General features: G+C 72.7%; 16 protein-coding genes, 1 tRNA gene and 1 pseudogene. 11 read left to right on the plus strand and 7 right to left on the minus strand.

The genetic code is table 11. The features are described from left to right. Positions 1–186: 186 nt before the first annotated feature. Positions 187–447 (plus strand): annotated as a pseudogene (locus ACS04_RS36180) (Rv3654c family TadE-like protein); the annotation flags it as partial. Between the two features lie 188 nt (positions 448–635). Here the strand turns inward: ACS04_RS36180 and ACS04_RS10570 are convergent. Then, a complete protein-coding gene (locus ACS04_RS10570) occupies positions 636–3,089 on the minus strand; it encodes a DEAD/DEAH box helicase (RefSeq protein WP_048476302.1) in 2,454 nt (817 codons plus the stop codon). A gap of 81 nt (positions 3,090–3,170) precedes the next feature. Between ACS04_RS10570 and bldG the strand changes: the two genes are divergently transcribed. From bldG to ACS04_RS10620, 10 genes are all read left to right on the plus strand, one after another. Next, positions 3,171–3,512: an anti-sigma factor antagonist BldG gene (gene bldG, locus ACS04_RS10575; RefSeq protein ID WP_030152678.1), complete on the plus strand. Its 342-nt coding sequence runs from the start codon at positions 3,171–3,173 to the stop codon at positions 3,510–3,512. Positions 3,513–3,633: 121 nt separating this feature from the next. Beyond that, complete coding sequence (locus ACS04_RS10580) at positions 3,634–4,074, plus strand: ATP-binding protein (RefSeq protein WP_048476303.1); 441 nt, start codon at positions 3,634–3,636, stop codon at positions 4,072–4,074. Positions 4,075–4,448: 374 nt separating this feature from the next. After that, positions 4,449–6,857, plus strand: a complete 2,409-nt coding sequence (locus ACS04_RS10585) for a sodium-translocating pyrophosphatase (protein WP_048476304.1) — start codon at positions 4,449–4,451, stop codon at positions 6,855–6,857. Between the two features lie 173 nt (positions 6,858–7,030). Further along, on the plus strand, positions 7,031–7,597 hold the full coding sequence (locus ACS04_RS10590; RefSeq protein ID WP_048476305.1) for a hypothetical protein: 567 nt from the start codon (positions 7,031–7,033) through the stop codon (positions 7,595–7,597). 162 nt (positions 7,598–7,759) lie between these two features. Next, the gene (locus ACS04_RS10595; RefSeq protein WP_048476306.1) at positions 7,760–9,259 is read left to right on the plus strand and encodes a DUF7059 domain-containing protein; all 1,500 of its coding nucleotides are present in this window, start codon (positions 7,760–7,762) and stop codon (positions 9,257–9,259) included. 543 nt (positions 9,260–9,802) lie between these two features. Further along, the gene (gene topA, locus ACS04_RS10600) at positions 9,803–12,625 is read left to right on the plus strand and encodes a type I DNA topoisomerase (RefSeq protein WP_048476307.1); all 2,823 of its coding nucleotides are present in this window, start codon (positions 9,803–9,805) and stop codon (positions 12,623–12,625) included. A gap of 246 nt (positions 12,626–12,871) precedes the next feature. Next, complete coding sequence (gene tmk, locus ACS04_RS10605) at positions 12,872–16,153, plus strand: dTMP kinase (RefSeq protein WP_048476308.1); 3,282 nt, start codon at positions 12,872–12,874, stop codon at positions 16,151–16,153. Positions 16,154–16,257: 104 nt separating this feature from the next. Further along, complete coding sequence (locus ACS04_RS10610) at positions 16,258–17,469, plus strand: DNA polymerase III subunit delta' (protein ID WP_048476313.1); 1,212 nt, start codon at positions 16,258–16,260, stop codon at positions 17,467–17,469. Positions 17,470–17,640: 171 nt separating this feature from the next. Then, positions 17,641–19,209, plus strand: coding sequence for an alpha/beta hydrolase (locus ACS04_RS10615; RefSeq protein WP_048476309.1), 1,569 nt, complete (start codon positions 17,641–17,643; stop codon positions 19,207–19,209). A gap of 126 nt (positions 19,210–19,335) precedes the next feature. Next, positions 19,336–19,409: transfer RNA gene (locus ACS04_RS10620), tRNA-Thr, on the plus strand. Between the two features lie 48 nt (positions 19,410–19,457). Here the strand turns inward: ACS04_RS10620 and ACS04_RS10625 are convergent. The 6 genes from ACS04_RS10625 to ACS04_RS10650 all read right to left on the minus strand — a co-directional run. Further along, positions 19,458–20,843: a tyrosine-type recombinase/integrase gene (locus ACS04_RS10625; RefSeq protein ID WP_048476310.1), complete on the minus strand. Its 1,386-nt coding sequence runs from the start codon at positions 20,841–20,843 to the stop codon at positions 19,458–19,460. A 73-nt stretch (positions 20,844–20,916) separates the two neighbouring features. Beyond that, positions 20,917–21,117 (minus strand): helix-turn-helix domain-containing protein, encoded by a 201-nt coding sequence (locus ACS04_RS10630; protein ID WP_030152660.1) that lies wholly within the window; start codon positions 21,115–21,117, stop codon positions 20,917–20,919. A gap of 209 nt (positions 21,118–21,326) precedes the next feature. Further along, a complete protein-coding gene (locus ACS04_RS10635; RefSeq protein WP_245236352.1) occupies positions 21,327–22,532 on the minus strand; it encodes a DUF3631 domain-containing protein in 1,206 nt (401 codons plus the stop codon). Continuing rightward, positions 22,529–22,888 (minus strand): hypothetical protein, encoded by a 360-nt coding sequence (locus tag ACS04_RS39240; protein ID WP_048476311.1) that lies wholly within the window; start codon positions 22,886–22,888, stop codon positions 22,529–22,531. Before ACS04_RS39240 ends, ACS04_RS10635 begins: the two co-directional genes overlap by 4 nt. Beyond that, the gene (locus ACS04_RS10645; protein WP_048476312.1) at positions 22,885–23,790 is read right to left on the minus strand and encodes a bifunctional DNA primase/polymerase; all 906 of its coding nucleotides are present in this window, start codon (positions 23,788–23,790) and stop codon (positions 22,885–22,887) included. The genes ACS04_RS39240 and ACS04_RS10645 overlap by 4 nt, the downstream gene beginning before the upstream one ends. An 88-nt stretch (positions 23,791–23,878) precedes the next feature. Then, positions 23,879–24,800, minus strand: a 922-nt coding sequence (locus ACS04_RS10650) for a DNA cytosine methyltransferase (RefSeq protein ID WP_048476314.1), incomplete at its 5' end; no start/stop codon positions are given.

Genomic DNA, 24,800 nt, shown 5'->3' on the forward strand with positions numbered 1-24,800 from the left:
GCGGCGGGGGGGGGGGGGGGGGGGGGCGGGGGGGGCCGCCCCGCCGGGGGCGCAGGTGGGGCTGGAGCGGGAGGGGGACCTGTGGCGGGTCCGGGTCTCGGCGCCGGCGCCGGGCCCGCACGGCCTGCCGGTGCGGCTCGGCGCTCAGGCGGTGGCCCTGGCCGAGGACAGCGTGGGGCCGCCGCCATGAGCCGGGACCGGGGGTCGGCGACGGTGTGGGCCGCGCTGGTGGCGACGGTGCTCGGGGCGGTCTTCGGCGGGGTGCTGCTGCTCGGCCAGGCCGTCGTGGCCCGCCATCGGGCGGCGGCCGCCGCCGATCTTGCCGCCCTCGCGGCGGCCGCGACCTGGACCCACGGCCCGGATGCCGCCTGCGCGGCGGCGCGCCGGGTCGCCGGGGCCCAGGGCGCCGCGGTGATCGCTTGCACCGTCCGGGGCGAGGTCGTCGAGGTGGCGGCCCGCCCCGCGGCGGGCCCGTTCACCCCGACGATCGGCGCCCGCGCGGGCCCCCCGTGCCCGGCCCCGGGCCCCCCGTGCCCGGCCCCGGGGGGCCCGGGGCCCGTACGGATCCTGTGGGCACCGGCCGGGCGGGCCCGGCCGCGTCCGGCACCGGCCGTACGGGGGCTCCCGTACGGGTGTCAGGCGGGCGGGGCCTCGGCCAGGAGGCGGCTGAGGAGGCGGATCGCGCCGCGCTTGTGGAGGGGGTCGTTGCCGTTGCCGCACTTGGGGGACTGGATGCAGGACGGGCAGCCGGCCGCGCATTCGCAGGCGGCGATGGCGTCGCGGGTGGCCGTCAGCCAGGCGCGGGCCGTGTGGAAGGCCCGCTCCGCGAATCCGGCGCCGCCGGGGTGGCCGTCGTAGACGAACACGGTCGGAAGGAGCGTGTCGGGGTGCAGCGGGACGGAGACCCCGCCGATGTCCCAGCGGTCGCAGGTGGCGAACAGCGGGAGCAGGCCGATGGAGGCGTGCTCGGCGGCGTGCAGGGCGCCGCCGAGGATCTCCGGGTTGATCCGGGCACCGTCGAGCTGGTCCTCGGTCACCGTCCACCACACGGCCCGCGTGCGCAGGGTGCGGGGCGGCAGGTCCAGCTTGGCCTCGCCGAGAACCTCGCCGGTGATCAGTTTGCGGCGCAGGTACGAGACGACCTGGTTCGTCACCTCGACCGAACCGAAGCAGAGCCGCGCCGGGCCCCAGGGGATCTCGGTCTCGGTCTCCAGGACGGAGATGGAAGTGGTGTCGCGCGCGGTGGTCGAGAACGGCGGGCTGGCCTCCTCGACCAGCGCGACCGAGTCCTCCAGGTCCAGGTGCTTCACCAGATAGGTGCGGCCCTGGTGGAGGTGGACGGCCCCGTCGTGGACGGCGGTGTGGGCCGCCGATTCGTCGACCGTGCCCAGCAGGCGCCCCGTGGCGGCCTCGACGATCTGAACCGGGCGGCCGCCCTCGCCGCGGATGTCGGTCAGGTCCGAGGCCCGCTCCCGGCGGGTCCAGTGCCAGCCCGACGCTCGGCGGCGCAGCAGTTTGGCGGTCTCCAGCTGCGGGATCAGCTCCGCGGCCGCCGGGCCGAACAGGGCGAGGTCCGTCTCCGTCAGCGGGAGCTCGGCGGCGGCCGCGCACAGGTGGGGGGCCAGGACGTACGGGTTGTCCGGATCCAGGACCGTGGCCTCCACCGGGCGGCGGAACAGGGCCTCCGGATGGTGGACGAGATAGGTGTCCAGGGGGTCGTCGCGGGCGATCAGCACGGCCAGGGCGCCCTGGCCCGAGCGCCCGGCCCGGCCCGCCTGCTGCCACAGGGAGGCCCGGGTGCCGGGGTACCCGGTGATCAGGACGGCGTCCAGGCCCGATACGTCCACGCCCAGCTCCAGGGCGGTGGTGGCGGCCAAACCGAGCAGTTCGCCGGAGTGCAGGGCCCGCTCCAGGGCCCGGCGCTCCTCGGGCAGGTAGCCGCCCCGGTAGGCCGCGACCCGCCGGGGCAGGGACCGGTCCACCTCGGCGAGCCGCTCCTGGGCGATCACCGAGATCAGCTCCGCGCCACGCCGGGAGCGGACGAAGGCGACCGTACGGACCCCCTGGACGACCAGGTCGGTCAGCAGGTCGGCGGTCTCGGCCGTGGCGGTGCGTCGCACCGGGGCCCCCTTCTCGCCCCGCAGCTCGGTCAGCGGAGGCTCCCACAGGGCGAAGACGACCTCGCCGCGTGGGGAGGCGTCGTCGGCGACCTCCACGACCGGCATGCCCGTCAGCCGGGACGCGGCGGCGGCCGGGTCGCTCGCGGTGGCCGAGGCCAGCAGGAAGACCGGATCGGCGCCGTAGCGGGCGCACAGCCGCCGCAGGCGGCGCAGTACCTGGGCCACGTGGGAGCCGAAGACGCCCCGGTAGGTGTGGCACTCGTCGATGACCACGTAGCGCAGCGCGCGCAGGAAGGAGGCCCAGCGGGGGTGGGCGGGCAGGATCCCCCGGTGCAGCATGTCGGGGTTGGTGAGCACGTGGTTCGCGTACTGGCGCACCCATTCGCGTTCTTCCACCGGCGTGTCGCCGTCGTAGACGGCGGGCCGGACCGCGTTGCCGAGGGGAGCGGCCAGCTCCCGTACGGCGCGCCGCTGATCGGCCGCCAGGGCCTTGGTCGGGGCCAGGTAGAGCGCGGTCGCACCCCGGCCGTTCGCGGCCTCGGCGCCGTCCGCCAGGGCGGAGAGGACGGGAGCCAGGTAGGCCAGCGACTTGCCGGAGGCGGTGCCGGTGGCGACGACCACCGATCGCCCGTCCAGGGCGTGCTCGGCGGCCGCGGCCTGGTGCTCCCACGGATGTTCGATGCCCGCCGCCTGGATCGCGGCTACGACATCCGTTCGGATGCGGTCGGGCCAGACTGCATGACGACCCTCCCGAGGGGGCAAGTGCTCCGTATGGGTGATGCGCGCAGCTCGAGAAGGCCCCCGTGAGAGCCGGTCCAGGACCGTGCCGGGAGTGGGTCGAGGGTCCTCGGGTGCCGTGGGCCGACCGGGACGGTGAGTATTGGCCATTGGAACCGAGTGTGTCACCGGCGTGCGGGACAATGGTCGGAAGGCGTCGTGCGCGCCTGCCGGTAAGTGATTGAATGCCATCGCGGCAGCCAATCCCTCCCCTGCCTACGGGTGGGGAGGCCCCTGGGGGGCGCCGCTCGATAGCAAGGTGCTGGAGGATCCGTGGACCTGTCCCTGTCGACTCGCACTGTCGGCGACCGTACGGTCGTGGAGGTCGGTGGCGAGATTGATGTGTATACCGCGCCCAAGCTGCGCGAGCAGTTGGTCGAGTTGGTGAACGACGGCAGCTACCACCTGGTAGTCGACATGGAGCGAGTGGACTTCCTCGACTCCACCGGGCTTGGTGTGCTGGTGGGAGGTCTCAAGCGCGTCCGTGCGCACGAGGGCTCGCTGCGTCTGGTGTGCAACCAGGAGCGCATCCTGAAGATTTTCCGCATCACCGGCCTGACGAAGGTGTTCCCGATCCACACGACCGTGGAAGACGCCGTCGCGGCCACCGACTGACGGTCACACCCCCCGGGCGCCGTAAGGCGCCGCGGGGGGAGCCGAAGAGGAGCGGGGGCGCGGGCCGACAGAAGCGGCCCGGGCCTCTGTAAGGCACGCCCGTAGTCCGAGGGGGACGCGCATGGCCACCGTTGAACTGCGCTTCAGCGCTCAGCCCGAACACGTCAGGACGGCCCGCCTCGTCGCGGCCGCCGTGGCGCGCCGGGCCGGCGTGGACGAAGCCGTGCTCGACGAGGTCCGCCTCGCCGTGGGCGAGGCCTGCTCGCGCGCCGTCGGTCTGCATCTCAGCAACGGGCTGACCGCGCCCGTCCGGGTGGTCCTGACCGAGGAGGAGAAGCTGTTCTCCATCGAGGTCGGCGACGAAGTGCCCGGACCGGCCGGCGGCCCGGAGGGCACCGTGTCCGGCATTGACGCCACCCTGGACCCGGACACCGAGACCGAGGACGAGATGGGCCTCGCGGTGATCAGCGGGCTCGTCGACGACGTCGAAGTGACGAGCGGGGAAGGGGGCGGGACCATCCGGATGAGCTGGCCCGTGTCCGGAGCGTCGGACCGTCCGTAGCCCTGCCGTCTGCCGTCTGCCGTCTGCCGTCCGTGGTTCTGCCGTTTGGCGACCCCAACGGCCCCGCCCGTCCAGGCACTCCCGTCCCTCCCGCGCATCCCGTCGGTCCCATGAATCCCATAGTCCGGAGATTCTTCCGATCTTCATCAAGGCCCTGCTGAGCAGGGCCTTTTTTCATACCCCGCGACATTTCCTAGATCGATGATCAGGCGTCAATGCTTTTGTCCCATTACCTCTTTCGAGGGTAATGGAGTGACGCGATCTATTGCTGGTAAGCAAGAGAAGGCCAATTCCGTTTCCTGCGCACTGTTTTGATCGGGGAGACCTCCCTACAATCCGTCCACATCTTGAGCTCATCACGTCAAGGAGGACGAATGACGGGGCTCTTCACCCCCAACGCGCCGGTCGGAAACTCCGATCTGGCAGCCGCCGTACTCACCGATGACAATCGGCTCATCGTCATGGTGATCGCGGCCGTGGCACTTGCCGCACTCGTCGTCGCGCAGATCCTGGTCCGCCAGGTACTCGCCGCCGACGAGGGAACCGACAGCATGAAGAAAATCGCCGCCGCCGTCCAGGAAGGCGCCAACGCCTACCTCGGCCGGCAGCTGCGCACCCTCGGGATCTTCGCCGTCGTCGTGTTCTTCCTGCTCTTCCTGCTCCCCGCCGACGACTGGACCCAGCGGGCGGGGCGTTCCGCCTTCTTCCTCGTGGGCGCCCTCTTCTCGGCGGCCACCGGCTACATCGGCATGCGTCTCGCGGTCCGCGCCAACGTGCGCGTCGCCGCCGCCGCGCGCGAGGCCACCCCCGCCGAGGGCGAGCCCGCCAAGGACCTCACCGACGTCTCCCACAAGGCCATGCGGATCGCCTTCCGCACCGGCGGCGTCGTCGGCATGTTCACCGTGGGCCTGGGCCTGCTCGGCGCCTCCTGCGTCGTCCTGGTCTACGCCGCCGACGCCCCTAAGGTCCTGGAGGGCTTCGGCCTCGGCGCCGCCCTGATCGCGATGTTCATGCGCGTCGGCGGCGGCATCTTCACCAAGGCCGCCGACGTCGGCGCCGACCTGGTCGGCAAGGTCGAGCAGGGCATTCCGGAGGACGACCCGCGCAATGCCGCGACCATCGCCGACAACGTGGGCGACAACGTCGGCGACTGCGCCGGCATGGCGGCCGACCTCTTCGAGTCGTACGCCGTCACCCTCGTGGCCGCGCTGATCCTCGGCAAGGCCGCCTTCGGCGACCTCGGCCTGGCCTTCCCGCTGATCGTCCCCGCGATCGGCGTGATCACCGCCATGATCGGCATCTTCGCGGTCTCCCCGCGCCGCTCCGACCGCAGCGGAATGACCGCCATCAACCGCGGCTTCTTCATCTCCGCCGTGATCTCGATGGTCCTGGTCGCGATCGCCGTCTTCGTCTACCTCCCGTCCAGCTACAAGGACCTGGTGGGCGTCGAGAACGCCACGATCACCAACCACGAGGGCGACCCCCGCGTCCTGGCCCTCGTCGCCGTGGCGATCGGCATCCTGCTCGCGGCCCTGATCCAGCAGCTGACCGGCTACTTCACCGAGACCAACCGCCGTCCCGTCCGGGACATCGGCAAGTCCTCCCTGACCGGCGCGGCCACCGTCGTCCTCGCCGGCATCTCCATCGGCCTGGAGTCCGCCGTCTACACGGCGCTGCTCATCGGCCTGGGCGTGTACGGGGCGTTCCTGCTCGGCGGTACGTCGATCATGCTCGCGCTCTTCGCCGTGGCCCTGGCCGGCACCGGCCTGCTCACCACCGTCGGCGTCATCGTCGCCATGGACACCTTCGGACCCGTCTCCGACAACGCCCAGGGCATCGCGGAGATGTCCGGCGACGTCGAGGGCGCCGGTGCGCAGGTCCTGACCGACCTGGACGCCGTCGGCAACACCACCAAGGCCATCACTAAGGGCATCGCGATCGCCACCGCCGTGCTGGCCGCGGCCGCGCTGTTCGGCTCGTACAGCGACGCCATCGCGGGCGCGATCAAGGAAGTCGGGGCCAAGGCGGGGGAGATGAACCTCAGCCTGGACATCGCCCAGCCCAACAACCTGGTCGGTCTGATCCTGGGCGCGGCGGTCGTGTTCCTGTTCTCCGGCCTCGCCATCAACGCCGTCTCCCGCTCCGCGGGCGCCGTCGTCTACGAGGTGCGCCGCCAGTTCCGCGAGCACCCCGGGATCATGGACTACTCCGAGAAGCCCGAGTACGGGCGCGTCGTGGACATCTGCACCAAGGACGCGCTGCGCGAGCTCGCCACGCCCGGCCTGCTCGCCGTCCTCACCCCGATCGCGGTCGGGTTCTCGCTCGGCGTCGGCGCGCTCGGCTCGTTCCTCGCGGGCGCCATCGGCACCGGCACCCTGATGGCCGTCTTCCTCGCCAATTCCGGTGGCGCGTGGGACAACGCGAAGAAGCTCGTCGAGGACGGCCACCACGGCGGCAAGGGCAGCGAGGCCCACGCCGCGACCGTCATCGGCGACACGGTCGGCGACCCGTTCAAGGACACCGCGGGTCCCGCCATCAACCCGCTGCTCAAGGTCATGAACCTGGTGGCGCTGCTGATCGCCCCGGCGGTCGTGCAGTTCAGCTACGGGGCCGATGCGAGCGCGACCGTGCGCGCGATCGTCGCGGTCCTGGCCATCGCCGTCATCATCGGCGCGGTGTACATCTCCAAGCGCCGCGGCATCGCGGTCGGGGACGACGCCGAGGGCGAGGGCGCGCCCGCCGAGCGGACGGCCCAGCAGGCCGATCCCGCGGTGGTTTCCTGACCCGAGGGGTGACCCTCGGAGGGGCCCGCGGGCCCGATCGGCCCGAGGACTCGAAGATACGCCCGAACGGCGGACAGGCGGCGCGGACTGACGCGCCGTCTGTCCGCCTTTCTGCGTGCCCGGATGGCGGGCGTGTATCTTCCGGGCCGAGAGCCTTCGAAGGGACCAATCCGGTGAACAAGAAGTTTGCGGCCGCGGTGTCCGGCAGTGCGGTACTGATGCTCGTGCTGTCCGGTTGCGGCGGCGACAACGGGGACGAGAAGGCCAACGCCTGGGCCAAGAAGGTCTGCGACAAGTGGCAGCCCGAGCTGAAGAAGATCGAGACCGCCAACGCCGACATCAAGCGGGTGGCGACCGAGAGCAGCAAGCCCGAAGAGGTGCAGACGACCGACTCGGCGGCGTTCGGGACCATGTCCGAGTCGTACAAGGCGATGGGAACCGCCCTGCAGGGGGCGGGGGTTCCGCCGGTCAAGGACGGCCAGACGACGCAGACGACGGCGATCAAGGGCTTCGAGGAGTCCTCCAAGGGCTACGCCGACCTGAAGGCCAAGATGGAGGGTCTGGACCCGAAGGACCAGACGAAGTTCGCCGACGGCCTCAAGGAGGTGGCCGGCGGACTCGACGCGGCCACCCAGGGCGGCAAGAACGCGCTCAGCACGCTCAAGGCGGGCGGCCTGGACAAGGCGATGAACGGCCAGAAGGGCTGCCAGGTCGCGGCTCCCTCGGCCTCGCCGAAGTGACGTAGCCCGCGGCCGCCGGTCGTACGAGGGCAAGTGGCCGCCGGTCGTACGAGGGCCTGCGGCCGCCGGGTTCGGGGGAATCCGGCCGGCCCGGGACACGCACGTCGGCGTCGGCGGCCGCGCGGCATACGCATCGGGGGCGGCAGCCGACACAATGGACCGGTGAGTACCACCAGCCTTCCCACGCCCGACCGCGCCGCCGAGCTCCGCACGGCCCTGCTCGCCGCCGGCTTCACCGCCGACGGCCTGCTCGACCTGCTCGGCGCCCCCGCCTACGCCGCGCTGGCCCGCAGCGAGACGGTCCCCGCCCTGCGCGCCACGCGCGGCGGCGGCCCGCTCGCGAGTCTGGTCCGGCTGTTCCTGCTCCAGCAGCCGGAGCCGTACGTGAACGCCGCCCGGGCGCTGCCCGTCGAGGCCGCGCTGGCCGACGGCTGGCTGCGCCGCGAGGGCGACGAGCTGCACGCCACCGTCGACGTGCGCCCGTACGGCGGCCCCGACGGCGAGGACTGGTTCATCGTCTCCGACCTCGGCTGCGCCGTCGGCGGGGCCGGCGGGATCGGCAGCCGCGAGGAGGGCGTCGTCCTCGGAGTCGGCGGGGCCTCCACCACGCTGGCCGGGATCACCGTCCGCACCCCGGTCGGCAGCGCCCTCGACCTCGGTACCGGATCCGGCATCCAGGCCCTGCACGCCGCCCAGCACGCCACCCGGGTCACCGCGACCGACGTCAACCCCCGGGCCTTGGAGTTCACCCGGCTGACTCTGGCGCTGTCCGGCGCCCGGGAGGCCGAGCTGCTCCAGGGTTCCCTGTTCGAGCCGGTCGGCGGGGCCACGTACGACCTCATCGTGTCGAACCCGCCGTTCGTGATCTCCCCCGGCGCCCGGCTGACGTACCGCGACGGCGGGATGGGCGGCGACGACCTGTGCCGGACCCTCGTCCAGGAGGCCGGAGCGCACCTCAACCCGGGCGGGTACGCGCAGTTCCTCGGCAACTGGCAGCACGTGGAGGGCGAGGACTGGCACGACCGGGTCCGCGCGTGGGTGCCGCGCGGCTGCGACGCCTGGATCGTGCAGCGTGACGTGCAGGACGTCACGCAGTACGCGGAGCTGTGGCTGCGCGACGCGGGCGACCACCGCACCGACCCGGCCGAGTACACGCGGCGGTACGAGGACTGGCTGGACGAGTTCGAGGCGCGCAAGACCAAGGCCGTCGGCTTCGGCTGGATCACCCTGCGGCGCAGCGACGCGCCCGAGCCCTCGATCGTGGTCGAGGAATGGCCGCACTCGGTGGAGCAGCCGCTCGGCGACGCCGTCGTGGCCCACTTCGCCCGCCAGGACTACCTGCGCGACCACGACGACGCGGCCCTGCTGGAGGCGCGCTTCGTGCTGGCGGCGGAGGTCGTCCAGGAGCAGGTCGGCGCGCCCGGCGCGGAGGACCCGGAGCATGTCGTCCTGCGGCAGAACCGCGGGATGCGGCGGGCGACCAAGGTCGACACGGTCGGGGCGGGCTTCGCGGGAGTGTGCGACGGCTCACTCACGGCGGGCCGGATCCTGGACGCGATCGCCCACCTGGTGCAGGAGGATCCCGTCGTGCTGCGCGACCGGACTCCGGAGGCGATCCGCGTCCTCGTCGAGCAGGGGTTCCTGGAGCCGGCCGAAGGCTGACGGGGCCCGGTGAGCGTGGCCGAAACCGACGGGTAACCGCGGGTTCGCGGGCCGGTGCGCGGGGTGCGGCGGGTTCGCGCTCGGGGGTGCGTACGGGTTCCCGGCACCCCCGATCCGGGGGGATCCGTACGGGACCCGCCGAGCGGCCCGGGAGCAGGCGGGAGTAAGGGGACGACGTCCTGGAGGGCGGTCCGGCGATCTTCGCGGCGGCTGTGTTCCGCGGCTGTTCGCAGCGGCTCCGGCGGGCCGGCCGGGGGCGTGCGCGGCGCGCCGGGCGCCGGTGGCCGAGGGCGTGCGCCCCGCCGTGGCCGTACGGGGCCTCGGACGGGGTGCGGAGGCGGGGCCAGACGGCCCCCTGGCCACCCTGCCCGGTGATCGCTACGGGTCCGGCGCGGTATCCGGGCGGCAGAATCGGCACTTGTCGGGTTACCGTTCGAGTGGCCGTTGCGGGCTTCCGCCGTTTGACACGGGGGCGGGTTGTACCGTCACACTCCGCAGCGTCGCCGTACCGCGACCGAGTGCCGACCGGAGAGAAGAGCCAAGTTGTCCCCGACTAGCGAGACCGCAAAGGGCGGCCGCCGACTCGTCATCGTCGAGTCCCCTGCCAAGGCGAAGACGATCAAGGGCTACCTCGGCCCCGGATACGTCGTCGAGGCGAGCGTCGGGCACATCCGCGACCTCCCCAGCGGCGCGGCCGAGGTTCCCGACAAGTACACGGGCGAGGTCCGCCGCCTCGGCGTCGACGTCGAGCACGACTTCGCGCCGATCTACGTGGTCAACGCGGATAAGAAGGCCCAGGTCAGGAAGCTCAAGGAGCTGCTGGCCGAGTCCGACGAACTCTTCCTCGCCACCGATGAGGACCGCGAGGGCGAAGCCATCGCGTGGCACCTGCAGGAAGTCCTCAAGCCCAAGGTCCCCGTCCACCGGATGGTCTTCCACGAGATCACCAAGGACGCGATCCGCGACGCCGTCGCCAACCCGCGCGAGCTCAACCAGCGCATGGTCGACGCCCAGGAGACGCGCCGCATCCTCGACCGCCTCTACGGCTACGAGGTCTCGCCGGTCCTGTGGAAGAAGGTCATGCCGAAGCTGTCGGCGGGCCGCGTCCAGTCGGTGGCCACCCGCCTCGTCGTCGAGCGGGAGCGCGAGCGCATCGCCTTCCGCACCGCCGAGTACTGGGACCTGACCGGGACCTTCTCCACCGGCCGCGCCGGTGACGCCTCCGACCCCTCGACCCTGGTCGCCCGCCTGAACACGGTGGACGGCAAGCGCGTCGCCCAGGGCCGCGACTTCGGCTCGAACGGGCAGCTCAAGAGCGAGGTGCTGCACCTCGACGAGACGAACGCGCGGGCGCTGGCCGCCGCGCTGGCGGACGCCTCGTTCGCCGTCCGGTCGGTCGAGTCCAAGCCGTACCGGCGTTCCCCGTACGCCCCCTTCCGTACGACGACGCTCCAGCAGGAGGCCTCGCGCAAGCTCGGCTTCGGTGCGAAGGCGACGATGCAGGTGGCGCAGAAGCTGTACGAGAACGGCTTCATCACCTACATGCGTACGGACTCCACCACGCTCTCCGACACCGCGGTGTCGGCGGCGCGGGCGCAGGTCACGCAGCTCTACGGGGCCGACTACCTGCCGGAGAAGCCGCGCGTCTACGCCGGCAAGGTCAAGAACGCGCAGGAGGCGCACGAGGCGATCCGCCCCTCGGGTGATCGTTTCCGCACCCCGGCCGAGACGGGTCTGACCGGCGACCAGTTCCGCCTGTACGAGCTGATCTGGAAGCGGACCGTCGCTTCCCAGATGAAGGACGCGGTCGGCAACAGCGTCACCGTGAAGATCGGCGGCCGGGCCTCGGACGGACGCGACGCCGAGTTCACCGCCTCCGGCAAGACGATCACCTTCCACGGATTCATGAAGGCGTACGTCGAGGGCGCGGACGACCCGAACGCCGAGCTCGACGACCGCGAGAAGCGCCTGCCGCAGGTCGCGGAGGGTGACGCGCTCGCCGCCGAGGAGATCACGGCGGACGGGCACTCGACCAAGCCGCCGGCCCGCTACACCGAGGCCTCGCTGGTCAAGGAGCTGGAAGAGCGCGAGATCGGCCGCCCGTCGACGTACGCGTCGATCATCGGCACGATCCTGGACCGCGGGTACGTCTTCAAGAAGGGCACGGCGCTCGTGCCGTCCTTCCTGTCGTTCGCCGTGGTGAACCTGCTGGAGACGCACTTCGGGCGGCTCGTCGACTACGACTTCACCGCGAAGATGGAGGACGACCTCGACCGCATCGCGCGGGGCGAGGCCCAGTCCGTGCCGTGGCTGAAGCGCTTCTACTTCGGCTCGGAGGACGCGACCGAGGTCGTGCCGGCCGACGGGGACCACCTCGGCGGCCTGAAGGAACTGGTCACGGACCTCGGCGCCATCGACGCCCGGGAGATCTCCTCCTTCCCGGTCGGCGAGGGCATCGTGCTGCGCGTCGGCCGCTACGGGCCGTACGTGGAGCGCGGCGAGAAGGACGCGGAGGGCCACCAGCGCGCCGACGTCCCGGACGACATGGCTCCGGACGAGCTGACGATCGCGTACGCGGAGGAGCTCTTCGCGAAGCCGAGCGGCGAGTTCGAGCTGGGCACGGACCCGGTGAGCGGGAACCAGATCGTCGCGAAGGACGGTCGCTACGGGCCGTACGTGACGGAGATCCTCCCCGAGGGCACCCCGAAGACGGGCAAGAACGCGGTCAAGCCGCGGACGGCCTCGCTCTTCAAGTCGATGAGCCTGGACACGGTCACCCTCGACGAGGCGCTGAAGCTGATGTCGCTGCCGCGCGTGGTCGGCGCGGACGCGGAGGGCGTGGAGATCACGGCCCAGAACGGCCGCTACGGCCCGTACCTGAAGAAGGGCACGGACTCGCGGTCGCTGGAGACCGAGGACCAGCTGTTCTCGATCACCCTGGACGAGGCCCTCGCCATCTACGCCCAGCCGAAGCAGCGCGGGCGCGCGGCGGCGAAGCCGCCGCTGAAGGAGCTGGGCACGGACCCGGTCAGCGAGAAGCCGGTGGTCGTCAAGGACGGCCGCTTCGGGCCGTACGTGACGGACGGCGAGACGAACGCGACGCTGCGGCGGGACGACGACGTCGAGACGATCACGCCGGAGCGCGGCTACGAGCTGCTGGCGGAGAAGCGCGCGAAGGGGCCGGCCAAGAAGACGGCGAAGAAGGCCCCGGCCAAGAAGGCGCCCGCGAAGAAGGCCACGGCGACCAAGGCCGCGGCGAAGAAGACGACGACGGCCAAGAAGACCGCCGCGAAGAAGACGACGGCGACGGCGAAGAAGACGGTCGCCAAGAAGGCGGCCGCGTCGGCCCCCTCGTCGGACGACTGACGAACTCCCCGCCCCGGGCCCCGTGCGGATCGCACGGGGCCCGGGGTCTTTGCGTGGCGGGGGACCCGCGTGGTGGTGGGGCCGCGTGGCGGTGGGGCCGGGCCCGCGTGGGGCCGCGCGGTTGATGGGGCCGGGGTCCCGGGTGGCGGTGGGCCGGGGTCGCCCGTGGTGGATGGGGCCGGGGTCACACCCGACGGTTGTCCACAGGGCTCCGCAGCCGCCAAGCACAGCGGATAGGCTGGGCGGATGACGCGAGCCGAGCAGCCAACGGTCGTGACCGCCCCCGCGAACCCCACCTACGACGAAGCCCTCGCCGCGGATTCCCGCGAGCGTGCGGTGCGCAGCCTGCTGCGCACCCCCAGACTGCGTCGGTTGTGGAGCGCCCAGCTGGTGAGCGGCATCGGAGATGCCCTCGCCCTGCTGGTGCTGGTGCTGCTGGCCTTCCAGACCGCCGTCGCCGAAGAGACCTTCGGCAGCGGCTACCAGGGCTGGGCCCTCACCATCGCCGCCGTCTTCGGGGTCCGGATCCTCGCCACCCTGATCTTCGGCGCCGTCCTGCTCGGCCCGCTGGCCAAGCTCCTCGCCCCGAAGGAGGCCGGCGGCAAGCTGGACCGCCGCTGGACGATGATCGGCGCCGACGGGATCCGGCTCGGCCTGTTCGTCGTCGCCCCGCTCTGGCTCGACTGGATCCCGGCCCAGGCGCTGACCGCGCTGCTGGCCACCGTCTTCGTCTCGGGCGTCGCCGAGCGGCTGTGGACCCTGGCCAAGGACAGCGCGGCCCCCGCCCTGCTGCCCTCGCCGCCGCCGGAGGGCGCGACCGTACGCCCGCTGCCGGACCACCTCGACGCGCTGCGCCGGCTGAACCTGCGCACCTCCTTCGCCGCGCTGCCCGTCGCCGCCGCCGTACTGCTCGCGGCGACCCTGGTCGGCAAGGCCCTGGGCCTGGGCGTGGGCTGGTTCGCCGAGAACCAGGCCGCCCTGGGCTCGTACGTGGCCGCCGGCCTCTTCGCGGCGTCCGTCTCGCTCCTGCTCCCGCTGGTGCTGCCCGCCGCGAAGACCCCGCGCCCGCGGTCCCCGCTGGAGGGCCTGCGCGCCCCCAAGGCGGGGGACCGGCCGGAGAAGGGGCGTACGGGGGCCATTCCGCTGCTCGTCCTCGCCTGCGCCGCCGTCGCCGGAGCCGTGGCCGGCGCCGCCGCCGTGGCCGTGCTGCACGCCTTCGACCTGGGCGGCGGTCCCGCCACGTTCTCGCTGCTCGTCCTGGCGCTGCTCGGCGGCACCGCCCTCGGCATCCGCGCCGCGCAGGCCGGCAAGGTGCTGCCCGCGCTGTCCCGGCGCCGCCTGCTGGCCCTGGCCATCGCGGTGGCCGGGCTCGCACTGCTGCTGACCGGGCTGGTGCCGGACACCGCGACCGTGCTGTTCCTGTCGCTGCTCGCCGGCACCGCCGCGGGTGTGGCGGCCAACACCGGGCACACCCTGCTCGACCAGGAGACCGAGGAGTTCCGCCGGGCCCGGGTCACCGAGCACTTGCAGGCCGTCGTCCGCGTGGCCGTCGGTCTGGGCGCGGTCCTCGCGCCGGTCCTGGCCGCGGCGATCGGGCCGCACCGGCTGGCCGCCGGGGACGTCGTCTTCGCGCACGGCGGAGCCGCCTTCACCCTGATGCTGCTCGGCGCCCTGCTGCTGCCCGTCGCCGTCGTGGTGCTCGCCAAGGCCGACGACCGCAGCGGCGTACCGCTGCGCCGCGATCTGCGCGAGGCGCTGCGCGGCGGGGAGCCGGTGCAGGCGGCGTCCGGGTCCGGGTTCTTCATCGCCCTGGAGGGCGGCGACGGCGCGGGCAAGTCCACTCAGGTCGAAGCCCTGGCCGACTGGATACGGGGCAAGGGCCACGAGGTCGTCGTGACCCGCGAGCCGGGGGCCACCCCGGTCGGCAAGAGGCTCCGCTCGATCCTGCTCGACGTCTCCTCGGCCGGACTGTCGCACCGCGCCGAGGCGCTGCTGTACGCCGCCGACCGCGCGGAGCACGTGGACACCGTCGTGCGGCCCGCGCTGGAGCGCGGAGCGGTGGTCATCTCCGACCGCTACATCGATTCCTCGGTCGCCTACCAGGGCGCCGGGCGCGACCTGTCCCCGACCGAGATCGCCAGGATCTCGCGCTGGGCCACCGACGGGCTCGTACCGAACCTGACCGTGCTGCTCGACGTGTCGCCGGAGGCGGCGCGCGAGCGGTTCACGGAGGCCCCGGACCGGCTGGAGTCGGAGCCGGCCGAGTTCCACCAGCGGGTGCGGGCCGGGTTCCTGACGCTGGCCGCGGCCGACCCCGGGCGCTACCTGGTGGTCGACGCGGGCCAGGACCCGCAGTCCGTGACCACCGTCGTACGCCACCGCCTGGACCGGATGCTTCCGCTCTCGGAGGCCGAGGTGGCGGCCCAGGCCGAGGCCCGGCGCAAGGCCGAGGAGGACGCCCGGCGCAGGGCCGAGGAAGAGGCGGCGCGCAAGGCGGAGGAAGAGCGGCTGCGCGCGGAGGAGGAAGCCCGGCTGAAGGCCGAGGCGGAGGCCGCCCGGATCAAGGCCGAGGCGGAGGCCGCCCGCAGGGCGGAAGAGGAGCGGCTGCGCGCCGAGGAGGAGGCCCGCGCCCGGGCCGAGGCCCAGCGGCTGCGCGCGGAGGCCGAGGAGAAGGCCCGCGCGGCGGAGCAGGAGCGGCTGCGCAAGCAGGCCGAGGAGGAGGCCCGGCTGCGCGCCGAGGCCGAGGAGCGGCGGCTGGAGAAGCAGCGGCGGGCCGAGGAGGCCCTGCTGAGGGCCGAGGAGGCGCGCCGGCTGGCGGAGGCCTCGGCGGCGGCTGCGGCGGCTGCTCCGGCTGCTCCGGCTCCGGCCGCGGCCGCGGAGCCTGCTCCCGAGCCGGCTCCTGCGGCGCGCGCCCCCAAGGTGCCCATGACCAAGGAGCCGCTGCCGGACGACGTGACGGTGGAGACCCCGATGGTCAAGCGGGTCGTCCAGCCGGACGACGTGACGCAGACGGTCCCGGTTCCGAAGATCGACCCGGCGGCGGAGACCTCGGTCCTGCCCGCCGTACCTCCGGCCGGTCCGGCGGACGAGACGGCGGTCCTGCCGCCCGTACCGGCGTCCGGCCCGACCGACGAGACGGCGGTGCTGCCGCCCGTACGGCCGTCGCGTACGGGCCCTGCGGCCGGTCGAGGCCAGTCCGGTCCGGCCCGGTCGGCCACCCGGCCGACGGCCCGGCGTCCGGAGGAGAGCCCGGCCGACCGGGTGCCGCCGGGCATCTTCCGGGACGCCGGTGAGGACGCCACCCGCGAGCTCCCGGTCTTCGGCGCTGACGGCCGTCCGGCCGGGCAGGGCCAGGAGGACGGGTCGGGCCGGTCGGCGCGCGCGGACCAGTCGGCGCGGACGGGGCGGCCGCGGCCCGCCTGGGCCGAGGAGACCCCGCTGGACGACCTGCCGACCCTCGCGGACGAGTTGCTCGGCCCGCGCCGGGACGACGAGGGCGAAGAAGGCGGTCCGCGCCGCGGCCGCTGACGGGGGTTGTCAGTGGCGCCCGCCACACTGGGGGGGCGGGCAGGAGCACGACGAGCGGTACGGACGGCCCAGGCGACGACGGCCGGTGAAAGGCGGTGGGCGGGATGCCCGTGTGGGACGACCTGGTGGGTCAGGAGCGGGTGCAGTCGCAGCTGGCCGCCGCCGCCCGTGACGCCGACGCCCTGGTCACCGCCGTCGAGGCCGGGACGCCGCAGCCCGCCGCGTCCAAGATGACGCACGCCTGGCTGTTCACCGGCCCGCCCGGCTCCGGCCGGGCCACCGCCGCCCGGGCCTTCGCGGCCGCCCTCCAGTGCACCAGCCCCGACCGCGCCCTCGGCGGCGAACCGGGCTGCGGTTTCTGCGACGGCTGCCACACCACCGTCATCGGCACGCATGCCGATGTGGAGATCGTCCGCACGGATCTGCTGTCGATCGGCGTGAAGGAGACGCGCGAGCTGGTCCGCCGGGCGCAGCTCTCCCCGGCCGTCGGCCGCTGGCAGGTCATCGTCCTGGAGGACGCCGACCGCCTGACCGAGGGCGCGGGCAACGTGCTCCTCAAGGCCGTGGAGGAGCCCGCCCCGCGGACCGTGTGGCTGCTGTGCGCGCCCTCCCTGGAGGACGTGCTGCCCACCATCCGCTCCCGCTGCCGCCATCTCACGCTGCGCACCCCGCCGGTCGCCGCCGTCGCCGATGTGCTGATCCGGCGCGACGGTGTCGAGCCCGCTGTCGCCGCGGCCGCCGCGCGCGCGACGCAGGGCCACATCGGCCGGGCCCGCCGGCTCGCCACCGACGAATCCGCCCGGGCCCGCCGGGCCTCCGTGCTGAAGCTCCCGCTCCGCATCGACGACGTGGGCGGGTGCCTCAAGGCCGCCCAGGAGCTGGTCGACGCGGCCGCCGAGGACGCCAAGCAGGTCGCGGAGGAGGTCGACACGAAGGAGACCGAGGACCTGAGGGCCGCGCTCGGCGCCGGAGCGGGCACGGGCGGCCGGATGCCGCGCGGCACGGCGGGAGTGATGAAGGAGCTCGAAGACCGGCAGAAGCGCCGCCGTACCCGTACCCAGCGCGACACCCTCGACCTCGCGCTGACCGACCTCACCGGCTTCTACCGGGATGTGCTGGCCCTCCAGCTCGGCTCCTCGCTGGCGATCGCGAACGAGGAGATACGGGGCGATCTGGAACGGATCGCGCGCGCGTCGGGACCGGAGCGCACCCTGCGCCGGATCGAGGCGATCATCGCCTGCCGCGACGCCCTGGACCGCAACGTGGCACCGCTCCTCGCGGTCGAGGCGATGACGATGTCCCTGCGCGCGGGCTGAGCCCGCCGGTGAGCCGTCGGCGTTGACCGCCTCACCCGTATGAGCGATCCGGCGAGGTCGGGACGGGCGGTGCGGGTTCCGGGCGGGCCTGCGGCGAGCCCCCGGGCGGCGGTCGCCCGGTCGGGGGCCGCTCACCCGGCCGGTGGCCCCCGCAGGCCGTAGGCTCCGAGGATGGACACCAGTCGCCTGCTGCGTACCACCGGCACCGTGATCGCAGCCGCCGGGCTGCTGCTCTCCGGGTGCACCTCGGCAGGGTCGGGGGGCCCTCGGGCGGCCGCCTCCTCCGCGGGGGGCACCGCGCGGTTGGCGGCTCCGGACGCGGTCCCGGCCGCGCTGCGCTCGTACTACGAACAGAAGCTGAGCTGGCGCGACTGCGGTGTCCCCGGGTTCCAGTGCGCCACGATGAAGGCCCCGCTGGACTACGCGCACCCCGAATCCGGGCAGGACGTGGACATCGCGGTGGCCCGCCGCCCGGCCACCGGCCCCGGCAAGCGGCTGGGCTCGCTCCTGGTCAACCCGGGCGGCCCGGGCGGTTCCGGCATCGGGTACCTCCAGGCGTACGCGGGCATCGGCTACCCGGCCGCCGTGCGCGCCCAGTACGACATGGTCTCCTTCGACCCGCGCGGGGTGGACCGCAGCAGTCCGGTGCAGTGCCTGACCGGGCCCGAGATGGACAAGTTCACGCAGGTGGACCAGACGCCGGACAACGCGGCGGAGCGGGCCGAGCTGGTGACGGCCTTCAAGGAGTTCGCCGCCGGCTGCCAGGCGCGCTCGCAGCGGATCCTGCCGCACGTCTCCACCGTCGAGGCGGCCCGCGACATGGACATGCTGCGCGCGGTGCTGGGCGACGAGAAGCTGACGTACGTCGGCGCCTCGTACGGGACCCTGCTCGGGGCGACGTACGCGAACCTCTTCCCCGGCCGGGTCGGCCGGCTCGTCCTGGACGGGGCGATGGACCCCTCCCGTCCGGCGCTCGAAATGAACCGGGACCAGACCGGCGGCTTCGAGACGGCACTGCGCTCCTTCGCCAAGGACTGCGTGAAGCAGTCCGACTGCCCGCTCGGCAAGGGCAGCCCGGAGGCGGTGGCGCAGCGGCTCCAGGAGTTCTTCCGCAAGGTCGACGCCCAGCCGGTGCCCAGCGGCGACGCGGCCCGCCCGCTGGGCGAGTCCCTCGCCACGACCGGCGTGATCGCGGCGCTGTACGACGAGAGCGCGTGGCCGCAGCTGCGCGAGGCGCTGGCGTCGGCGATGAACGGCGACGGATCCGGGCTGCTCGGTCTCGCCGACAGCTACTACGAGCGCGAGCCGGACGGGAAGTACGCGAACCTGATGTTCGCGAACGCCGCGGTGAACTGCCTCGACCAGCCGCCCGCCTTCGCCGGCCCGGCGGCGGTCGACGCGGCCCTGCCCTCCTTCGAGAAGGCGTCGCCCGTCTTCGGCGCGGGCCTGGCCTGGGCCTCGCTGAACTGCGCGTACTGGCCGGTGAAGGCCACCGGCGAGGCCGGCGCCCTGACGGCGAAGGGGGCCCCGCCGATCATGGTGGTCGGCACGGTCCGCGACCCGGCGACCCCGTACAAGTGGGCCCAGTCCCTGGCGCGGCAGCTCGACTCGGGCGTCCTGCTCACGTACGACGGCGACGGCCACACGGCCTACGGCCGCGGGAGCGCCTGCATCGACACGACGATCAACACGTACCTCCTCCAGGGCACCCCGCCGAAGGACGGCAAGAAGTGCACGTGAGCCCGATACGCGAGGTTTGTCCCACCCCAGCGCAATGCGGTTCAGGGCACCCCGTTCGAGCCTGTAGACTTGGCGCCGCTGCTGATGAGAGCTCCCCTCCAAGGGAACACTTGTCGAACCAGCGGTGCCGCCTTAGCTCAGTTGGCCAGAGCAACGCACTCGTAATGCGTAGGTCTCGGGTTCGAATCCCGAAGGCGGCTCTGTAGAAGCCCCAGGACTCACTCGCCGTGACCTGGGGCTTTTGCTATTCACCGGATCTTGCGCCGCCTCCGGGCGCGGGCTGCTCGGGTGCTCTCGGTCTCAGTTCTGGTCTCAGACACCGGATCGGGGCCAGGCATGAACGCCTCGCCCATCCGGCGCATCGCCTCCCTCGAGAGCTCCGATCGCCCCTTCACGTACCGCCTCGTCTGGCTGATCTGTGTGTGCCGGAGGATCTCCATGATGGTGGGCATGTCGATGCCCAACTCATTGAGGATCGTGCCCGCCGTGTGACGGCTCCCGTCGTGCTGGCGGCGGTCGCTGATCCCCGCCTCCTCCAGCAGCTGCTTGAACTCCTCCCAGTCGGCCCGCGGGTCGAGAGGCCGACCGTCGGCCCGGGTGAATACGGCGCCGCACTCCTCCCACAGCTCCCCGGCGGCCTGCCGCTGCTCTTCCTGCTTCGCCCGGTGCTCCAGGAGGAAGGGCAGGAAGGGCGGCGGGATCGGCACGGGCTGCTGGCTCTTCTTCGTCTTCGGCCGGGTGAAGGCCAGCCCGCCACCCTTCCGCTCGGGGCAGGTGCTGGCGTGCCGGCGGCAGGTCTTCGCGCACGGCTTGGGACAGCCGCGCTTGTAGCCCTTGTGGGTAGAGCAGTCGGCAGGGCAGGGCTCAAACCGGTGGAGCCGCGCGCCGCAGGCGTGCGCGTTCTTGCAGCCGTGCCTCCAGGTGAGGCGCTGGAGCTGCCAGGCGGGGTGGAACAGCCCCTGCTCCAAGTCCACGTACTGCCAACGCAGGCCCAGGGCCTCGCCCTGCCGGAAGCCCATGCCTACGCCGATGGCCCACCGCATGAAGGTGGGGCGCTTCGCGGCGGCCGCGAGGAACGCCTTGGACTCGTCCCGCGAAAACGGGTTCGCTTCGGTCTCGTCGACAGACGGCGGGTCAACGAGCGTGGCGACGTTCTCGTTGATGAGCCTGCGACGGTGGGCGATCTTCAGAGCGCGGGAGAGGATCCGGTGCACCTTGACCACGTGCGACGGTGCGTGTCCCTCCTCCATCATGGCCGCGTACATCACCTCCAGATGCTCCGGCGCGAGCTTGTCGAGGCGGTGCTTCCCGACGCCGGGGATGATGTCGTTGCGGGTCTTCGACCAGTAGTCGTCCAGGGACCGCGGCTTGAGCTTCAGGCTCGCGATCGTGGTCAGGTAGGTATCCATCCATTCCGCAACGGTCGGCTTCCGTCCGGCCTTCGTCGCCCGGCCTTCGTCGCGCAGCTTCTCCAGCTCGCGGACTTTCTTGGTGACTGCGGTCTCGGTCTTGGCCCGACGGTGTCGGCGGTCGGGCCCTCCGTCGGGCTTGACACCCATCGTGACGCGACCGTGCCACCACCCGTCACTGCCCAGGTAGATGGACGACTCCATGTTCGGCTTGCGCGTGCTCACGAGCTGCTGTGCTCCTTCATGTGAAAGGCGGCCCCGGGGCTTCCCGGGGCCGCCAGTAAGTGGCGCTGAGAGATCAGACGGGCTGCGGCGGGAGCTGGGCGGCGAACGCGTCGACGTCGGTCCGACGGATCCGACGGGCCCGGCCGACCTTGACGAACGGCAACTCGCCGGCGGCCATGAGCTCGTAGACGGTGGATCGGCCGAGCGAGAGCAGCTCGGCCGCCGCTTCCACGGTGCAGAGGACGCGGGCGGAGGGGGCGATGGCGGTGGTCATCTGGTTGCCTCCACGGCGACGGAGTAGCGGGGCTTTGCCGCCCCACTCGTAGAAATCCGCTACTGCCGCTACCTCCGCTACCGCCCTGGTCAGGGGCTTGATCGCGGTAGCGGATTGGGTAGCGGTAGCGGATACGTGCGCGACCGGCCCGGCCGTTGGGGGCCGGGCCGGTAGCGGGAGTTGCTGGTGGGGTAGCGGAAGTTTTCGGGCTATCCGCTACCTCCGCTGGGCCTCTGACCTGCGAGGTAGCGGAGGTAGCGGAAGTAGCGGATTCTCAGGGGGTGGGGGGGAGGGCAGTACCGCGCCCATGCGTCCGTGAGATCGGCCGCGTAGTAGCCCTTGAGGACCGCTCCGCCGCTCTTGATGTTGCGGGGCTCGACCGGCTTGTTGTCGCCGGTCATGTACTCGCCGAGCATCTTCGCCAGGCCCCGGGAAGTCAGCGGCTTGCCACCCATGTCCGCCCAGGGCGCCTCCTCCAGCGCGTAGAGGCGGTCCAGGACGGAGATGGTGGGCAGACGCTCGATCCCGTTGAGGACGTGGTCGCGCAGGTCGGTCAGCAACCGGATCCCGATGCTGCCCTTGTCGTCCTGCTTGGATGCGGCCACGATCTCGGCGCACGCGGCGCGGGCCCGGGCGGGCCAGGCGCCCCCGGCTGCGTCGGCGACGGCCAGGAGCGGCTCCCACACGTCGGCGGGCCGGTCGGTCACCTCGTCGGGCATTTCCGGGAACACCCCGTCGACCAGGTGCCGGACGCTGTCCGCCCAGTCGGCGAGCCGGTCGCGCAGGGCGTGACCCTCTGGGGCGTGCAGGCGTCGGCGGAAGGGCTGGACGCGTTCGTTGCGGGCCCGGCGGCGCATCCGGATGATGACCGACCGGGTCAGGATCGTGTCGGGCAGGGAGCCGAGTCCGGCCATGGCGACCACGCAGAAGCTGGGAAACTCCTGGACGGTCTGGTTGGTGCCGTCGCCGACGCACCGCCACATGCCTGCGCCCCGGTGGTGGCCCGCGTTCAGGAACCCGCGCAGGGGCTCGTTGTCTCCGGCTTTGGGGCCGAAGATCGTGTCTACCTCGTCGAAGAGGATCGTGGGCCGGGTGTCCAGGGTGGAGACGGCCCGGAACAGCACCGGGGCGGACGCGTTCGCGGCCACCAACGGCTGCGGAACCAGGGTTTCCACGATCTCCAGCGCGCGAGACTTCCCCGACCCGGGCTCGGGGGAGAGGAACGCGAGGCGGGGGGTGGAGTCGAAGCAGTCCAGCAGGTGCGCGTGAGCGTCCCACAAGGTGACGGCGACGTAGGCGGCTTCGGTCGGGAAGACGTTGAAGCGCCGGTGGAAGGACTCCACCTCGTCCAGCAGGCGGGAGCCGTCCGTGGCCGTCGGGGTGGGCGCGGGCAGGGTCTGGGTGGCGATGGTCATGCGGCCTTCCTCGGGTGAGCGGTGGCGATGCGGCCCAGAGGGCATGCGGCGCGGTGGTCGGTGTGGAGCTGGATGAGGGCGAGAACCTGCCGCTGGCCGACGGCGGAACGGTTGTGCCCGCACTCGCACGTCGAGGTGGCGGTGGGGACGGCGCCGCGCGGGGCACAGATGTGCAGGACGGCGACGACGTACCGGCTGTCTGCCGTGCGCGGGTCACGGCGAACAGCAGAAGGGACGCCTTCGGCGACGACCTTCGGCGCCCCACCCCCGGCCGTGGCCGGGGCCGGTTCGGCGGAGCTCGGGCCCGTGGGGGTCTGGGTGAGGCTCTTCAAGGAGGAGCGGAGGCGGTGGTTCATGCCGGCTGCCTCATCGCGTTGCGGGCGATGGACCAGTTCAGACCGGAGCGGATCGTAGTGCGGCACTCGGAAGACGGCAGGCCAGCTGACTCCCCCGCTCCCTGAAGAGCCTCCTCCACCACATCGCGGGGAAGGTCGCCCGCGGCGATGAACCGCCCCAGAGCCCGGGCGGCCCGCAACAGCGTCCCGTTGCGCTCGCCGGCCGGGGCCGACTCGACCGACGCGGTCTCCGCGTTGAGGGCGGCGGCCGCGTACCGTCCGGTGCGCTGGGCGAGGGTGGGGCGTCCGGTGAGCTGGCGCAACACCTGGCGGGGCGCGAGCAGGGAGTACAGCCACGTCGGGAACGGCGCCGGAGTCAGCGGGCTGCTGACCTCGTACGTTCCGGTGGCCGTGACGCTGCCAGGGGCGACGACGTATCCGCCCCACGCGCGGGTGTCGATGAGCGGGCCGAGCCTGCCCGCCGAGTTCCCCAGCCTGACCCCGGCGGGGGCGGTGAAGTACAGGTGGGATCCGCCGGTGGGCGTCCGCACGGAGAGGGTGGCCGGGATGGGCTGCCCGGCGCGCTCGCAGAGCGCCTGGAAGGTGTCTGTGCCGCGCGGCGCTTCCGAACTGCCCTTGCTCTTCGGCATATCGAGGTCGACCACGACGAGGTTCGAGGGGCCGGTGGCGATGCCGACGTTGAACGGGAGCCGGTCCCACGCTCGGCGAATCCGGTCCGGGTCGCTGGTGGCCCGAACCTCCCACTTGCGGTGCCCGCCGGCGCAGTCGCCCAGACCGGGGCAGTGCTCCTGCCCGTGGAGAGCGGGCCGCTTCTGCCCGGGCCTGAGCGGGAACACGCTCCAGCCCAAGGCAGCGGCATCGAGCGCGGCCGTCAGCAGCGCGGATGCGGGTTGATAGGTCATGCTGGAGACCTCCACAGGTCTGTTGAGGGCTTGGGATACGAGGGCGGCCCCGGTTCATTGGCGTGAGAGGGGGCCGCCTTCGGCACATCTAGGCGATGTCCAGGGCAAGCTGGGCTGCGGTGGGGCTCGCGGCTTCGGTAGCGAGGGTGGCGAGCAGGGTGTGGTAGGCGTGTGCGGCTTGGTGGATGACGACGCCGTTTCCGAGGATCTTGAGCTGGTCGGAGCGGGACAGGCCCAGGTCCGGGCTGGTGACCCAGCCGGGATCGGCGCCCATCATCCATTCGACGAAGGCCGGGGACAGCCGGCGGTTGCCCTTGGTGCCGGGTTCGGTCGGCTCGGGTGCGGGCCTGCCGAGGACGGTTTCCCAGCGGCGGATGGCGGGGCCGTAGTCGGTGCCGTTGGTGGCCAGCCACTGTCCGTCGAGGCGGACGGCCTGGCCGGGAAGGTAGTAGTGCCCGGCCCGGTCACGCTGGTTCGGCCCGCCGTGCGGCCCGTCCGAGGCCTTCGGCGTGGGCAGCAGGTTGACCACCACCTCGTTCAGAGGCCGGGAGTTGGTCCCCAGCAGGTTCGAGGCACCGGACTTCCAGTCCCGGGCCGCCGGGGTGGGCAGCAGCGTCACCGCGGTCCGCAGGTTCATCCCGCCCTTGCGCTTCGGGGAGACGCCGGGGCCGCCGGTCCCGTCGGCGGCGGCCGGTGTCGGGAGCAGGGTCAGCTGCTGGTCGGGGGCAGCAAGAAGACCACTTCGTCCTCCAGCGTGGGCCCGTGTCCGCCGGCTTTCCGTTTGTCCGGGTGCTGCGGTCCGCCGTTGCGGCCCAGTTGTGAGGTAGGGGTCTTCAGCAGCGGAATAGGCGACGGCGAACCAGCGGTCGCGCCGGTGGCAGGCTCCGACCTCGGGATCTCCAGCGCGTAGGCACATCCACCTCGCGTCGTACCCGATCGCGGCCAGGTCGGCGGCGACGGTGTCGAGTCCGCGGCTTCGGATGGCGGCGACGTTTTCCAGGAACACGAGG

The organism is Streptomyces roseus, assembly GCF_001044425.1.
In the GTDB taxonomy this organism is placed as follows: Bacteria; Actinomycetota; Actinomycetes; order Streptomycetales; family Streptomycetaceae; genus Streptomyces; species Streptomyces roseus.

What these genes read in the sequence shown, in the direction of transcription:
- ACS04_RS10570 (WP_048476302.1), bottom strand. Translation starts at nt 3,089, where the DNA reads ATGGCATTCAATCACTTACCGGCAGGCGCGCACGACGCCTTCCGACCA.
- ACS04_RS10580 (WP_048476303.1), top strand. Translation starts at nt 3,634, where the DNA reads ATGGCCACCGTTGAACTGCGCTTCAGCGCTCAGCCCGAACACGTCAGG.
- ACS04_RS10585 (WP_048476304.1), top strand. Translation starts at nt 4,449, where the DNA reads ATGACGGGGCTCTTCACCCCCAACGCGCCGGTCGGAAACTCCGATCTG.
- tmk (WP_048476308.1), top strand. Translation starts at nt 12,872, where the DNA reads ATGACGCGAGCCGAGCAGCCAACGGTCGTGACCGCCCCCGCGAACCCC.
- ACS04_RS10610 (WP_048476313.1), top strand. Translation starts at nt 16,258, where the DNA reads ATGCCCGTGTGGGACGACCTGGTGGGTCAGGAGCGGGTGCAGTCGCAG.
- ACS04_RS10615 (WP_048476309.1), top strand. Translation starts at nt 17,641, where the DNA reads ATGGACACCAGTCGCCTGCTGCGTACCACCGGCACCGTGATCGCAGCC.
- ACS04_RS10630 (WP_030152660.1), bottom strand. Translation starts at nt 21,117, where the DNA reads ATGACCACCGCCATCGCCCCCTCCGCCCGCGTCCTCTGCACCGTGGAA.
- ACS04_RS10635 (WP_245236352.1), bottom strand. Translation starts at nt 22,532, where the DNA reads ATGACCATCGCCACCCAGACCCTGCCCGCGCCCACCCCGACGGCCACG.
- ACS04_RS39240 (WP_048476311.1), bottom strand. Translation starts at nt 22,888, where the DNA reads ATGAACCACCGCCTCCGCTCCTCCTTGAAGAGCCTCACCCAGACCCCC.
- ACS04_RS10645 (WP_048476312.1), bottom strand. Translation starts at nt 23,790, where the DNA reads ATGACCTATCAACCCGCATCCGCGCTGCTGACGGCCGCGCTCGATGCC.